11 protein-coding genes are annotated in these 14,560 nt (G+C 56.7%); 4 read left to right on the top strand and 7 right to left on the bottom strand.

The features are described 5' to 3' along the window. Nucleotides 1-98 precede the first annotated feature (98 nt). Both J2I48_RS08815 and J2I48_RS08810 read right to left on the bottom strand, forming a co-directional pair. Nucleotides 99-2,933 (bottom strand): nSTAND1 domain-containing NTPase, encoded by a 2,835-nt coding sequence (locus J2I48_RS08815; RefSeq protein WP_207335048.1) that lies wholly within the window; start codon nt 2,931-2,933, stop codon nt 99-101. Between the two features lie 6 nt (nt 2,934-2,939). Next, entirely contained in the window at nt 2,940-4,940 is a 2,001-nt protein-coding gene (locus J2I48_RS08810; RefSeq protein ID WP_207335047.1) for a response regulator, read from the bottom strand. A 226-nt stretch (nt 4,941-5,166) separates the two neighbouring features. Between J2I48_RS08810 and J2I48_RS08805 the strand changes: the two genes are divergently transcribed. Further along, nucleotides 5,167-5,967: a hypothetical protein gene (locus J2I48_RS08805; protein WP_207335046.1), complete on the top strand. Its 801-nt coding sequence runs from the start codon at nt 5,167-5,169 to the stop codon at nt 5,965-5,967. Nucleotides 5,968-6,044: 77 nt separating this feature from the next. Here J2I48_RS08805 and J2I48_RS08800 read toward each other — a convergent pair whose 3' ends face one another. The 3 genes from J2I48_RS08800 to J2I48_RS08790 all read right to left on the bottom strand — a co-directional run bounded on the left by J2I48_RS08800 (nt 6,045) and on the right by J2I48_RS08790 (nt 8,380). Further along, a complete protein-coding gene (locus J2I48_RS08800) occupies nt 6,045-7,124 on the bottom strand; it encodes a DUF3500 domain-containing protein (protein WP_310587265.1) in 1,080 nt (359 codons plus the stop codon). Further along, nucleotides 7,121-7,942: a ceramidase domain-containing protein gene (locus tag J2I48_RS08795; protein ID WP_207335045.1), complete on the bottom strand. Its 822-nt coding sequence runs from the start codon at nt 7,940-7,942 to the stop codon at nt 7,121-7,123. The genes J2I48_RS08800 and J2I48_RS08795 overlap by 4 nt, the downstream gene beginning before the upstream one ends. Nucleotides 7,943-8,146: 204 nt before the next feature. After that, nucleotides 8,147-8,380, bottom strand: a complete 234-nt coding sequence (locus J2I48_RS08790) for a hypothetical protein (RefSeq protein ID WP_207335044.1) — start codon at nt 8,378-8,380, stop codon at nt 8,147-8,149. 270 nt (nt 8,381-8,650) lie between these two features. Between J2I48_RS08790 and J2I48_RS08785 the strand changes: the two genes are divergently transcribed. Together J2I48_RS08785 and J2I48_RS08780 are read left to right on the top strand one after the other, a co-directional pair. Next, nucleotides 8,651-10,813, top strand: a complete 2,163-nt coding sequence (locus tag J2I48_RS08785; protein ID WP_207335043.1) for a molybdopterin-dependent oxidoreductase — start codon at nt 8,651-8,653, stop codon at nt 10,811-10,813. Between the two features lie 88 nt (nt 10,814-10,901). Beyond that, nucleotides 10,902-11,696, top strand: coding sequence for a DUF3050 domain-containing protein (locus J2I48_RS08780; RefSeq protein ID WP_207335042.1), 795 nt, complete (start codon nt 10,902-10,904; stop codon nt 11,694-11,696). A gap of 102 nt (nt 11,697-11,798) precedes the next feature. On the opposite strand, the gene J2I48_RS08775 is transcribed toward J2I48_RS08780, so the two are convergent. Further along, a complete protein-coding gene (locus tag J2I48_RS08775) occupies nt 11,799-12,563 on the bottom strand; it encodes an acyl-[acyl-carrier-protein] thioesterase (RefSeq protein ID WP_207335041.1) in 765 nt (254 codons plus the stop codon). Between the two features lie 82 nt (nt 12,564-12,645). Next, complete coding sequence (locus J2I48_RS08770; RefSeq protein ID WP_207335040.1) at nt 12,646-13,371, bottom strand: MIP/aquaporin family protein; 726 nt, start codon at nt 13,369-13,371, stop codon at nt 12,646-12,648. Between the two features lie 81 nt (nt 13,372-13,452). On the opposite strand from J2I48_RS08770, the gene J2I48_RS08765 reads away from it, so the two are divergent. Continuing rightward, on the top strand, nt 13,453-14,448 hold the full coding sequence (locus tag J2I48_RS08765) for a zinc-dependent alcohol dehydrogenase family protein (RefSeq protein ID WP_207335039.1): 996 nt from the start codon (nt 13,453-13,455) through the stop codon (nt 14,446-14,448). Nucleotides 14,449-14,560: the final 112 nt, after the last annotated feature.

Below are 14,560 nucleotides of genomic sequence, written 5' to 3'. Positions count from 1 at the left end.
CTTTTTGGCAGCATGACCAACGGATTAGGCCGCCCATATACGCTGAGAGGTCATTTTGGGCTACCGGTCTTCGCTATTGATCGGCACAAACGGCTCGTCTACCTGCCAGCTGCCGACGAAGCCAGTTGCGGAGACAGCGCCGAGGCAGACACCCTGCGGTTGTAGGCTTCCAGGGCATTGATATAGCCCAGATACTGCCTGGTGAGGTCGGTTTGGCCGTTGAGGCTGTAGCCTTCCTGCACTTCGCGGCAGGTGGCCAGCAGGTTTTCACGCAGCACGGTCGTGACCTGATACCCCCCCTGCGCCCGCTTGCGCAGCCGCCCCACGGTGCCTTCGTCCAGCAATTGGCGAGTGCGGGGGTGGCGCAGGCTGTTGTCTATAGTGCGGTAGAGCGCGTCGGTCTGGATAAACTGCCCGAACGACCGGCACGCCTGCGCTACGCCCAAACCATTGCTGGTCAAGCCAGTACGGTTTCCCAACAAAAGTACCGTATGGTTGGCCAGCGTGTCGGCCTGTTCCAGCCGATTAGTGAGTGTGGCGTACAGCGTTTCGCGTTGCCCTTCCAGCGCCGCCAGCGCGGGTAGCGAATCGGGATCTACGCGCAGATACTGACTACCCAGCCGCAGCAACAGATTGCGGGCCACCAGGGCAGCGGCGTCTTCGTAGTGCTGCTGTGCGGTACCGTATTCATTGCGCGACTCGGCGTAGCGGGCGTTGCTCAGCAGCCGGCCGTAGCCCTCCTGACTTTGCAGAAACAGCACCACGCCAATGCCCGCCAGGATCAGCATACCCAGCCCCGCCCAGGCCAGTTTTGTTTGCCGCACCAGGGCCAGGCTGCTCCGCAAAAAGGCCCGTTCCAGCCTGGAAAGCCAGCTTAACCGCCCAAACTGCGCCGCAAATGGTCGCAGCAGCCAGACTCTTCCCGGCGGCAGGCCGTTCGTGCGCAACAGACTTCGTAGCACCACACCGCCCCAGGCATAGGCCCGCTGCTGCCCCTGATCGCGGTAGCGCAGGCTGGCTTCGGTAAGGCTTTCGCGCTGGGCCAACTGCGCCGGTCCCGCCGCCCGAATCCACTGCCGAAACGTGCTCCAGGAATTAATCAGGGCTTCGTGGGTAAGCTCATAATACCCATCGCCGGCCTTCACGTCGCGGCCCGACACCAGCCGGTTGTCAGTTAGGGCAGTCAGGATCTGGTCGCAGAGGGGTTGGTTCAGACCAAAATCCAGTTCAGTATTGCCCACCCGCCGACGAGCGTATTCGCCGCCCTGAAAGGCCACAAACCGCAGCAGCAGGTCGCGGAAAAAGTCGAGGTGGGCGGCAAAGGGCTGCATGAGGGCCGCGGCTTTGTTTTCCAGAATCTGCCCGATGCCCACGTAGTCTTTTTCGTAGATGGTGCGTTCGGGGCGGTCTTTGGCCAGTTCGTAGAGTTCGTTCAGGGCCAGCGAGAGCAGCGGCAGAGCGTTGGGGTAGTGCCGGAAGTCTTCAATAATGCGAGCTACAGTCTCCTTTTCGGGGTAATAGAACATGCCCGTTTGCAGGGCCGGGCGCACAATGATTTCCTCCAGCGCCTCTACATCGAGCACCGGAATGGCGTACTGCTGCGTAGCCGTTTTCCAGAAGCGTTCCTGCGGGTTGAACTGCGGCACAAACTCGATCCGCACCGTGGCCAGCACCTGCGTTTGCTGGCCGACGGGGCTTTGCTGAAAGGCATTCAATTCGGCAAAAAACCGCACCAGAGCCTCATCATCGCGGTTTTCGGCCTGCGTAATCAGCTCTTCCAACTGGTCGATCAACAGCAGCTGCGGCGGCTGTTGCGTCACCCGCGCCAGTTCGGCCAGGGGCGTTTTTCCGGGTCGCATCACCGCATACGTAACCCCGTTGCGCTGCCGTGGCCCCAGAATGCCGCCCATCACGAGCGACGATTTGCCCGTGCCCGATGCCCCCGCCACCACCACCAGCCGGGTAGTGTCGAGCAGGCGGTTCAGGTCACGAATGGCCCCGTCGCGGCCAAAGAAAAAGGCGCTGTCTTCGGGCTTGTAGGCGCTCAGGCCTTTGTATGGGTTTGTGCGTTGCCGACTGGCCAGCGAAGCCGGGTTGAACGAGGGGGCCAGAAACACAAACTCGCCGCCTTCGTGGCTCGAAAACGCAAACAAACACGAGGTCTGGTCGTGGTCCTGACCCGCTGCCGCGGCCGCCAGGCGCTGCTGCACGTAGCCCTGCAACTCAAACACGGTCACGATGCCGTCGTGGTTGGTGTCGGCCTCGCCGTGCATCAGGGCGCGGGAAAGCAGCACCGCAAATGGGGAGTTAACCTCCTGTTGGTCAGCTACATCGCTAGCCACATACTGATCCAGCGCCTGCTGATTATGAGCCGATGACGTCAGGATCTGGTTGGCCCGGTAGCGGGTGTAATGCCCGAAATCTTCCTGAAAAACGGCTCCTTCCACCTCGGTGTCGATCCCGCCCCGGAAGCCCGCCACCGCCTGTTGCACCGCCCCGGCATAGCAGCAGTCCAGAATGAGCAGCACCTGCTTGCCGTTGAGGTGCAGGACCTGGTCGGCCAGCCACTGCATGGAAATAGCGGTGTCGGCCAGTTGTCCGCGCCGGGCGTCAACGGGCATCAGGTAGCCGCCGTAGCTCGACGACCCGTCGGTTTGTTGCTGGGTCAGGGCCACGCCATGGCCGGCGTAGTAGATCACGATCTGCGCCTCGCCGTCGGGGTCGAGGAGGGCAATTTGTTCTAGAAACGAGACAAACGTGGCCCTGTCGGGGTCGGCACAACGGTGGATTTGGTAGCCGTAAGCCCCCAGCGCGTCGGCCATGAGGCTGATGTCCTGTATGGGTGTCTTCAACGCCCTGATGCCCGGATCGGTGTAGGCCTGCACCCCGATCAGAAAGGCATGACGTTGCGGAAAAATGGCCAGCGTACCCATAAGCGGCTACTGCGCAGACGAATCGACCAGGTAATCGGTGGGCGTTTTGCCGAAAAACTCCCGAAACACGGTGCTGAAGTGCGCCGGACTTTCGTAGCCAATCATATAGGCCGTTTCCGACACGTTATGACCACCGCGCAGCAGTTCGCCGCTGCGCTTGAGGCGATACTGCCGGATGAAGTCGGTGACGGAAAGGCTGGTGACCGAGGCCAGCTTGCGGTGCAGGGTGCGGCGGCTCATGCCTACCGCCTGCGCCAGTTCATCGACCCGGAACTGGCCGTCGTCGAGGTGATTTTCGATCAGCGCGTACAGTTTTTTCACGAACGTGTCGCTCATCGTTTCGGGCTGATGAAGCTCTTCCGGGCGGTTGAACTGTTGCTGAAAGTGCGCCCGCAAGGTTTGTTGCCGCACCAGCAGGTTATGAATCCGGAGGCGCAGTTCGTCTACGTGAAATGGCTTGCTGATGTAGTCGTCGGCGCCCCGTTCCAGGCCCTCCATCCGGCTGTTTTGGGCGGTTTTGGCCGTCAGCAACACCACGGCTATGTGGTCGGTGGCGGGGTCGGTTTTGAGGCGGTGCGTGAGCTGGTAACCATCCATGCCGGGCATCATGATGTCGGACAGCACCAGATCGGGCAGTTCGGCCTGCGCCAATGCCCAGCCGTCGGTGCCGTTGTGGGCCGTCAGAATCCGGTAGCGGTCGGCTAGTTCGGCAACAATAAAGGCGTTGAGTTCGGTGTTGTCTTCTACCACCAGCACCAGCGGTTTTTCGGTAACGTCGACAGCCACAGGAGGCGGCTGATGCAACGGCCTCACAACCGCAACAGCCTCATTTATAGGCAGTAAAGGTAAAACCGACGAATCTCCATCGGCATACGGCTCCGTACGCATTATAGGCAGCGTAACCGTAAACGTGGTTCCCGACGGCCTGCTTTTGTCCTGCGCCGACACGCTGCTGACGGTCACGCTGCCGCCCATAAGTTCGGCCAGTTCTTTCACCAGCGCCAGGCCAATGCCCGTGCCCGGATTGGCAAACTGGTAGGACGAGGCACCGCCCGTCAGGCCCGGCTGCTGAATCTGGTAGAAGCGGTTGAATATGTACGGCAGCTTTTCGGGGGCAATGCCAATGCCGGTGTCAGTCACGGTGAGCGTCACCACCGGGTTGGCGCTAAGCCGGACCGTTACGTGGCCCCGTTGCGTGAACTTCAGGGCGTTGGCAACGAGATTATGGGTAATCTGTTCCAACTTGTCGGCATCGAATGTGTAGCCGTCAGTCAGTTCGTTTTCGTAGGAGAGCAGCAGGTTTTTCTCGCGGGCCACTCCCTCAAACGCCTGCACGATCTGCCCCACAAAATCGCCGGGGTCACCAGCCTGCAACGCCACCGAGAGGTGCCCCGATTCGAGCTTGGCCAGGTCGAGCAGTTGGTTTATGAGCCGCAATAGCTGCTGGGCATTGCGGGCCACCATGCTCAGGCTGTGCTGCAACTCGGCCGAGTCGGGGTAGCGCTTCAGCAGTTGTTCCAGCGGGGCCAGAATCAGCGTAAGTGGGGTCCTGAATTCGTGGGTGATGTTGTCGAAAAAACGCGTTTTCAGCTCGTCAATGATCTTTAGCTGGTGCGACTCGCGCAGTTGGCGCACCTGTTTGGCCGTTTTTTCGATGGTGATTTCCAGGTCGTCGAAGACAATAGGTTTGCACACGAAATCGAACGCCCCCCGGTTCATGGCCGTGCGGATATTGCCCATATCGCCATAGGCCGACACCATCACCACCAGCAGCAACGGGTTCAGCGCGGGCAGTTTGGTCAGCAGCGTGAGACCATCCATTTCGGGCATGTTGATGTCGAGCAGGAGCAGGTCGATAGCAGGCTCGTTGCGCAGCACCGTCAGGGCCTCGTAGCCGTTATGGGCGAAGTGAAATGCGTAGGTCGAATCCCGAATTTGGCGCCGAAACCAGTTCAGCAGGAGTGGTTCAAGATCAAGTTCGTCGTCAACGACTAAGATGGTTGTCATAGGGAGGTCAATAGACTACGGAAAAATAGCTATAAACCCCGCTTATACTCTATTTATGCATTGACTGGTAGGGGGTTGGTTGTTAGTGTCTGGTAGTTGATAGTTGCTGACACAGGCATACCTTAGCCGATAAATAGATTTTGGGTATACTTAATATTGACACAATACCGATCATTGGGCTTACTGATTAGATTTAGCCGTACCAAATCTACCAACACACGTTATTATGAAACATCTTTCGCTTTTCGGCTGGCTCTCACTGGTCTTCATCTTTAGCGCGGCCCTCACCTGCAATGATCACCGCGACCAGCCAGCCCCCCGATTCCGGCTCAAAACCGTCAATTACGTCAAGCCAAATGATGCCGGGGCTGTACAGAATGGCTTGTATATACTCTCTTACGACAGTAATGGACGTCTTTTATCATTCAGTAACGAAAGGTTTCTTACGCTTAGATTTAAGACTGCATCTATTACGTATGATGCAAATGATCGCATAAATTCTTCGTACCGGTATTTAACACCAACGGCAATTCCTATTCTAGATTACAGCTTCGATAATCAAAATAGACCCACTCGAATAAGACTTAACTATGGGTCCGATTATAAGGTGGTTTATGATTTTACTTACGCTGGAAATAGTACCACGCCTTCGTCCCGTACGACAACCAGGATTGAAAACGGAACACCTATTGGTACTAAGACTGAGACGTACACGTTTGTGGGTAACAATGCAACAACAATCAACGGCAACGCCCACACCTACGACTCAAGTCCTAATCCATACAAAGGATTATTTGGTTTCAATGCTATCGAATATCTATCGCCCGATTATTTTTCTTCCGGGTCAATTACTGAGCTAAATAGACCGTTCAACATCAGCGAGAATTTTAGCGATTCATCGGTTAAAATTTTTAATCAGAACAACCGCACCACCAATGCTCAACTGACTTATGGCAGCAATGGCTTGGTAACGAAGATTACTTACACAGACGGTAATTCTGAAGAGTTCACCTACGAAACGTATTGAACAAATTAGCATTTACTTCTCATAAAAAAGACCACGTTATCGTGGTCTTTTTTATAGTTTTATTTTTTACCAGATTTTCAATGCTTCGCTTCGGCGTAGTGGCGTTTCAGCAGGTCATCGCCGAAGTCGTTGCCTTTTTCACGGAGGATGGCGTGGATGTGGTTGCCGTCGTTCTGGAAGCCCACGTTGTCATATTCGATCAGGAAATCGGGGGTGTTGATGATGTAATAGTGTGGTTTGTTGTTTTCCAGGCTACCCACCCAGGCAAAATACACCTTGTCGAAGCCCGTCTTTAGCAGTTTGTCATAGAGCCGGTGCGCAGTCTGATGCTCGAAATTGTGCATGTATTCCTGAAGCAACATCGTCAGGATAACTCGCTGATCATCAGAGAAATCACCCGCCGACAGGCCGTAGTACGACGTGATCCGCTGATTGGCCTGCGGCGAGGTAATGATGTCCTTCGGTACCGCCTGTGGCAGCACGGCTTTGGCCCGTTGCTTGTCGGTCAGGGCGTTCACCAGCATAAACCCGTAGTCTTCTTCCTTGCTCAGCACCCGCAGCCCGGCATATTTAGCCGATTTCACTTCCGAGGGGTCGGTGCCGTAAAACATCGGCGACGTGATCACATCACCACCGTTGACCGTGATGCTCAGCGCCATATGGTGTCCGCCAAAATTCAGCCCCCACGGGGCCTTCTCCTGCGGTTTACCCCAAATGGAGATGTAGAAATTACCATGCGCCCACTTCAAATTCTGCATCATTGTCAGAGTCCTCTGATCAATTTTTCCGGCATCGAAGGCCTGCTGATAGAGCGTATTCAGTATATCGTCCAGCGCCATGATGCTGACAACTTTCAGATACCCCTGCGAGCTGAGTAACGATGACAGCACCCGGTGAAACGCCATCCGACTTTGGTCGGTCAGGGCGCCGTAGGCAATGCCAGGGCGGGGCACCATGCCTACGGGCAGGTTGGTCCACTTGCGGCGCGTGGTATCGCTAAAGGCGTAAGTAGCTTTTGTCTGTTCGTCAGGGCTGAGGGTGCTCAGAAAATGGCCCACCGTGGTTTGCACAGAGGCACCGGGCTGGGCACGGAGGGTATAGCTGGTCAGTAACAGGCAGAGTAGCAGCCAGTGGCGGTTGGGTAAGTAGCGATTCACTGTCGGTTAGGAGTGGGTGTAAATCTGAAAAAGGCATAGCCGCAAAAACTACTTAACCCCGCCAGCAGGTGCCAGACCGAGTGCCCCTGACAAACCGAATACGGATCGCAGTTTATTTTCTGCACGTCCAACTGACGAATTTTGAAAGCGATAAGAATCAATGTGATACTGGATATTGCCAGCAAGATAGATCGTTGCTTACGAAACTGCACATAGTTGATCAAAGTCAGCAACCAAATGGATAGTATAAAAACGGGCAATAAAATACTACTCGATATGAATAAAGCAAGTGGATAAAAAGCGACGATTAACAAAATGAGCAGGCCAACTACACTTGTTTTCAAGCGGTCCGTTAATGTCCATTTGTAAAACGCCTGGTACAGACAAATAGCCAAAAGCGCGATGCTGAGGCCGTAGGTACCGTTCATGTCTACCCGTTGCCCAACCCAGGTCAGCGAAGCATGAAAAAAAGCGCTCCCAACGCTCAGGTAAATGAAAGCGCCGCCGATGAGGTAAGATAAACCCGGAAATTGTTCCAACCGGTTTCGCCCAATAACTGCCCTGTTCTTTTGATCTTCCCAGGCTAGCTGACAGATGAATATGCCGAAAAAGAAATAGACAATATTAGAATATGTATTCATGGACTGGTGAAAAAACCGGTCCACGTTATTAAACTCACAATATTCAACCGTCAACGCTGATTTGCTGATAACCATGCCATCCCATGCATGACCGGTTAGTAGTGCATTTAATACGAAATAGATTAATAGTACAATTAGCGAATAAATTACAGACCGGGTAGTTATTTTTTTGAGCATACAGGTAGGGGTTTGTAGTTTGTGGTTTGTAGTTGCTACGCGAGGTCGGTTGCTGACGCCTAGCCTCTCGACTGCGCTCGGGGTGACAACAACCTTGAAGCAATTCTTATAGGTTGCTCTATTTGTCTGTCACCCCGAGCGCAGTCGAGGGGCCAAGCGTCAGCAATCTAAAGCGCGTAGCAACTACAAACCACAAACCACAAACTAAAAAGAACGCCGGAATTTGTCGGAAGTGCCGTGGATGCGGCCTGAGAAGCCTGCCCGCAGGGGACTGCGGAAACGGGCAGGTGTTGGCTGATAGGCCATCTCTTCGGGCTGACCAGCATAGGCGTCGGGGCCATCGGTCGCCGGTTTGGCAGTGGCTTTATCGCTACCAACTGTGATATATACGACAGCCGTAACAAGCAATACAGCCGCAATAAACATACTGGTTTTCATAGGGTTAGGCCGTTTTTTTCAGTTGAGTAAAAAGGTTATTGGCAGCCCGTATTGAACCGCCAACAACCGACACTTATAGCGATGAAACGAGTGGACGTAGGCGGAAAGGGTGTACTGCTGGGCTTGCCTCTTGTAACCCGCCGTAAACTTCAGGCTCTGCCGACGAAAGGACGTTCGTTTTTCGGCCAAACATGTTCGGGAATCGGCCAACATGGGTTGACATGCCCAAATTTATAGTACGAAATGGGGTTTCCGTGGTACATTTAGCCTATGGAACTCCAAACGCATTACCGCGCCTGCAACCTCTGCGAAGCTATCTGTGGACTCACCGTGACGCACCAAAACGGGCAGGTTGTCAGCATCAGCGGTGACCCCGCCGACCCGTTCAGTCGGGGACATATTTGCCCCAAGGCGGTAGCCCTCAAAGACATCTACGAAGACCCCAACCGCCTACGCCGCCCGCTGAAACGGGTGGAGACTAACGGCGAGGTGTCGTGGCAGGAAATTGGCTGGGAACAGGCGTTTGATGAGGTGGCCGACCGCCTGCATCAGGTGCGCACCGCCCACGGCCCCAACGCCATCGGGGTGTATGCGGGCAACCCCACGGTACATAATTCGGGGTCGTTTCTGAGCATGCCGGGCCTGGTGCGGGCCATCGGTACGCGCACTATGTTTTCGGCCTCGTCGGTCGATCAGTTTCCGCACCATTTTGCGGCCTGGCAGTTGTTTGGCCACCCCCTGCTCATGCCCGTTCCCGACCTGGACCATACCGATTTCTGGATCATCATTGGTGGCAACCCCATTGCGTCTAACGGCAGCATCATGACCGCGCCCGACGTGGGTACGCGCCTGCGGGCCATTCAGCAGCGCGGTGGGCGCGTGGTAGTGATCGACCCGCGCCGCACCGAAACCGCTCTTCGCGCCAACGAACATCAGTTCATCCGCCCCGGCACCGACGTGTTTCTCCTGCTGGCCATGACGCAGGTACTTTTCGCCGAAAACCTGGTCAACGTGGGTCGCCTGGCCGACGTGACCGACGGCCTAAATGCCCTTCAGGAAGCCGTAGAGACCTTTTCGCCCGAAACAGTGGCCAGCGTTACGGGGGTGCAGGCCGACGACATCCGGCGGCTGACGCGGGAACTGGCCAACACGCCCCGCGCCGCGCTTTATGGCCGCGTGGGCGTATCGACGCAGGAGTTTGGCGGGCTGTGTCTCTGGCTGGTAAACGTGCTGAACCTGCTCACCGGCCATCTCGACGAGCCGGGCGGCATGCTCTTCACCTCGCCCGCCATCGACGCACTAGCCGACAGGCCGGGGGTGCCGAAAAATCCGTATACCAAATACAATCGTTTCCAGAGTCGGGTAAGTGGCAAGGCCGAGTTTATGGGCGAAATTCCCGTGGCCTGCCTCGCCGAAGAAGCCGAAACTCCCGGACCGGGCCAACTGCGGGCCTTGGTCACGAGTTGCGGCAACCCCGTGCTCTCAACACCCAACGGCCGTCGGGTTGACGAGGCTTTGGCCGGGCTGGAATTTATGGTGTCGGTGGATATTTATTTGAACGAGACCACCCGCCACGCCGACTACATTTTGCCCCCGCTCACGGGCCTCGAAACGGCCAATTACGATCTTACCTTCCACGTACTGGCCATCCGTAACACGGCCCGGTATTCGGAACCAATGGTGCCAAAACCAGCCGGAACGATGTACGACTGGGAGATTTTCGAAAACCTGCGGCTGCGGCTAACGGGCACCCCGCGTGACGAATGGAAGCTGCAAAACCCCGCCAAAACCATTGATCAGGGCCTGCGCTTCGGGCCGTATGGCCAAACCGGACTAAGCCTGGAACAGCTGCTGGCCAATCCCCACGGCATTGACCTGGGACCACTACGTTCACAACTCCCTGCCCGCCTGCAAACCCCCGACCACCGCATCAACGCCGCCCCGCCCCTGTTCCTGGCCGACCTATCCCGTGCGCAAGCCGCTATCAATCAATTAGTTAATCCTACACTCTCTGCTCCCGGCTCTCCGCCCGCCCCTCCCGGCTCGCTGCTCCTCATCAGCCGCCGCCACCTCCGCGACAACAACTCCTGGATGCACAACGCCCGCGTACTGGTGAAGGGCCGCAACCGCTGCACCCTGCTTATCCACCCCGACGATGCCGCCCGCCTCGGCATTGGCACGGGGCAGGCCGTGCGCGTTCGTTCCCGCGTGGGCGAGATCGAACTCCCCGCCGACGTCTCAGCCGACATCATGCCCGGCGTGGTTTGCATGCCCCACGGCTACGGCCACAACCGCCCCGGCACCCGTCAGGACATTGCGCAGCAGCACGCCGGTGCCAGCGTCAACGACCTCACCGACGAGGCCTTCTCCGACACGCTCACAGGCAACGCCGCCCTGAATGGCGTACCGGTGTGGGTAGAAAGCGTGGGGTGACGAACACAAATCCGGGTGCTGCCTGTTTATCGTATGATGTCTAACCAACCCACCCGCCTTTGATCGGGTGGTATGAGCAAATTGTACGATGAACAACCAACTCGACAACGTCAGAAAGGCCATTGAGCCGCTGAGACAGCAAATTATCAACCACAAAGTGTATGGGGTCATTGATGACATCGACGACCTGCGCATCTTCATGCAGCACCACGTGGTGGCCGTATGGGATTTTATGTCGCTGCTGAAAACGCTGCAAAACAACCTCACCTGCACCTCCGTACCCTGGTTTCCGAAAGGCTCGGCCGATACGCGCTACCTCATTAACGAGATCGTGATCGGCGAGGAATCGGATGTGGATGAGGCAGGTAATCGGCTGAGCCACTTCGAGTTGTACCTGAACGCCATGCAGCAATCAGGTGCCGACACGGGCCGGATAAACACATTGCTGAATACGCTTCAGCGCACGGGTGATCTCAATCAGGCCTTTGATGCTGCGAATTTCCCCGAATCGGCGCGTCGCTTCGTCGAGTTTACGTTTGGCGTCATCAACAGCGGGCAAGAGTACCTGCAAGCGGCGGTATTCACCTTCGGGCGTGAAGACCTCATTCCGGGCATGTTTCTTTCTATCGTGAACGACCTCAACGCCAAATTCCCCGAAAGCATATCGACGTTCAAGTACTACCTCGACCGGCACATCGAAGTAGACGGCGACCACCACAGCCACCTGGCCCTGCAAATGACCGAGAGCCTGTGCGGCACCGACGAACAAAAATGGCGCGAGGTCGAAGCCGCTACCATCGAATCGCTCCAAAAGCGCATTGGCCTCTGGGACGGCGTCTACGACGACATCATGGCCCACCGGGGGGAGTTGGCGTTTAGTTAGGGGTTGGTGGTTGGCTGGCGCCTGTGGCTTCGCGGTCGAGGGGCACGTAGCGCGAAGCCACAGGTGCCAGCCAACCACAAACTACAAACCATAAACCATAAACTATCCCTCCCCCCAAACACTCCTTGCCAGCAGCACGTCTTTACCCGTTTCGGTGTCGAGGATGCGGTGGGTGAAGGCGGCGGGGGTGTCGGGGGCAGACTGTACACGGAGGAGGTCACCCCAGTGAGTTTCGGCTTTGTACACCACGTCCAACTCGGTTAATTGACCCGTTTTCAGCACGTTATGCTCCGAAACAGCGCTGCCCAGTTGTTCCAGTAGCCACTGGATGTAGGTCACGTTGTTGACGTGCTGATTCTGGTCGATGCTGAACCAACCCACCTGCACAGTCTGCTCCTGCGTGGGCGTAAAGGGCTGCGTCTGGAAGGCGGGTTTGAGAGGCAGCTTGGGCATGGGGTCGATGGCTGGGGGCAGCGGAATCTGCCGGATGAAGTCGGGCAGGGGGGCCATAGCGCGTTTTTCGGTCGAGAACACTAGCCAGGTGCTGGTGGCTTCGGCCAGTAGGGTACCGTCGTCGGCACTAATCTGGAAGTCGCGGTAGATGAAATATTTCTCCACCGCCGTGGGGTAGGTACTCACCCGGATGGTGTCGCCAAAGCGCGGGTACTGGTGCATCTGAAGCCGAAACCGCATGAGCATCCAGCCGTAACCCCGCGCCTGCAAATCGCTAATGCCAATGCCGTAGCTCACTGCATTCAGGCTGGCCGACTCCTGCATCAGGTTCATCAGTGCCGGAATACTCAGCCGCCCAAATGCATCACATTCGTACCCCCGCAGGGTGTAGGTGTCAGTTTGGATGAGAAGCATGGAAAATAAGTGCAAAGTGGTGAGTGGTAAGTGGTGAGTGTAAGAGCAAAAAACTTACCGCTTACCGCTCATCACTCACCACTCATAATGTGTACGCCCGAATAAGCAGCCCGCCGAGGATGGCGCCGATGATGGGGCCGACAACGGGAATCCAGGCGTAGCCCCAGTCAGACGAGCCTTTGCCGGGGATGGGCAGCAGGGCGTGGGCAATGCGCGGGGCCAGGTCGCGGGCGGGACTCATGGCGTAACCGGTAGTACCGCCCAGCGACAACCCGATGCTCCAGACCAGCACCCCCACCAGGTAGGGACCTACGCCCGTAGCCAGTACGCCCAGCGCCTTAGAGGATATGCCCGCCAGCCCCAGAATGAGCACCAGCGTGGCAATGGCCTCGCCCAGCAGATTCGGGCCGACTTGCCGGATGGCAGGACCCGTGCTGAAAACAGCCAGCTTATCGAACGGATCGGGCGTCACCTTCCAGTGGGGTAAGTAGGTGACGTAGACCAGGATAGCGCCCAGAAAAGCGCCCAGCATCTGGGCCGTGATGAACGGAACGAGGTTGCTATAATCGTTGGTAGCCACGGCAAACGCCACCGTCACGGCGGGGTTCAAATGGGCATCGAGGCTACCGAAGGCTTTCGACACAAACACGCCCATGGTTACGGCAAAAGCCCAGCCGGTGGTGATCACAATCCAGCCGCTGTTGTGGCCTTTGGTCTGTTTGAGCACCACGTTGGCCACGACGCCATCGCCTAAAAGGATAAGCACCATCGTGCCAATGAGTTCACCGAGGAAGGGAGAGGTATGCATGAAACGGCAGGTTTAGGAGGGAAAAATCTATCTTTATGCAAGTTTAGTCAAAGATTTTAACCCCCGGCCTATCCCCTTTCGATGAAAGCCATCCAATTTGAACAACCCGGCAAACCTGCCGCCATCCTCCAGTCGGTCGAAAAAGAAATGCCCCAACCCGGCCCAGGCGAAGTGCGCATTCGGGTAGGGCTAAGCCCTATCAATCCGTCCGACGTTATGTTTGTACAAAACCTCTACGGCATCCGGCCTCAACTACCTTCAGGGGCGGGGTTCGAAGGTATGGGCACTATTGATGCCGTGGGCGAGGGCGTGAACCTGGCTACGGGTGGGCGCGTGAGCTTCACCACCGTGGGTGCCTGGGCCGAATACGCCATTGCCCACCACAAAAGCCTGATCCCCGTTCCTGACGAAATTTCTGACGAGGTGGCTGCGCAGTTGTTTGTAAACCCATTTACGGTCGTAGCCATGGTAGAGGAGTCGGGCGTGAAACCCACCGCCGACGTTACCGACGGCCCCCAAGAGTGGCTGATGCTCACGGCCTGCGGGTCGGCGTTTGGTAAAATGGCCATTCAGCTCTGCAAGCAACGCGGCATCCGCACCATCGGCACTGTCCGCCGCGATGACCTGACCGACGAGCTGAAGGCCCTGGGCCTGACGGAAGTGATCAACACCGAGACCGAGGATATGGCCGCTCGCGTGAAGCAAATCACTAACGGGCAGGGCATAAACTGCGTGCTCGATGCCGTGGGAGGCCATACCGCCACCGAGGCTATCAAGTGTCTGGGCAAAGGTGGCACCATGCTCATCTACGGTCTCATGAGCATGCAGGACCCCACGCTAAACGCAGGCCTGATGATCTTCCGCGAACTGACGATCCGGGGCTTCTGGCTCACCGACTGGATGCGCCGCGTAGACCCAAAAGTTCGCCAACGAGTTGCTGGTGAAGTGATTACGTTATTATCTTCGGGGACGATAAAGCTGCCCGTAGAAGCTACCTACAGCCTCGACGACATTGTCAAAGCCGTTGAACACGCCGACGCCCCCGGCCGCTGGGGGAAAGTACTAGTGAAACCGTAAACATTTACGAATTACGAGGTACGAATTACGATTTATTGCTGACGCAGGCGTAGCCCCCCGCCCTAAAGACGGTCCGCTACTCTCGCGTCAGCAATAAATCGTAATTCGTACC

This window comes from Fibrella aquatilis, assembly GCF_017353255.1.
GTDB lineage: Bacteria > Bacteroidota > Bacteroidia > Cytophagales > Spirosomataceae > Fibrella > Fibrella aquatilis.
This window is presented reverse-complemented; position numbering and strand designations above follow the sequence as displayed.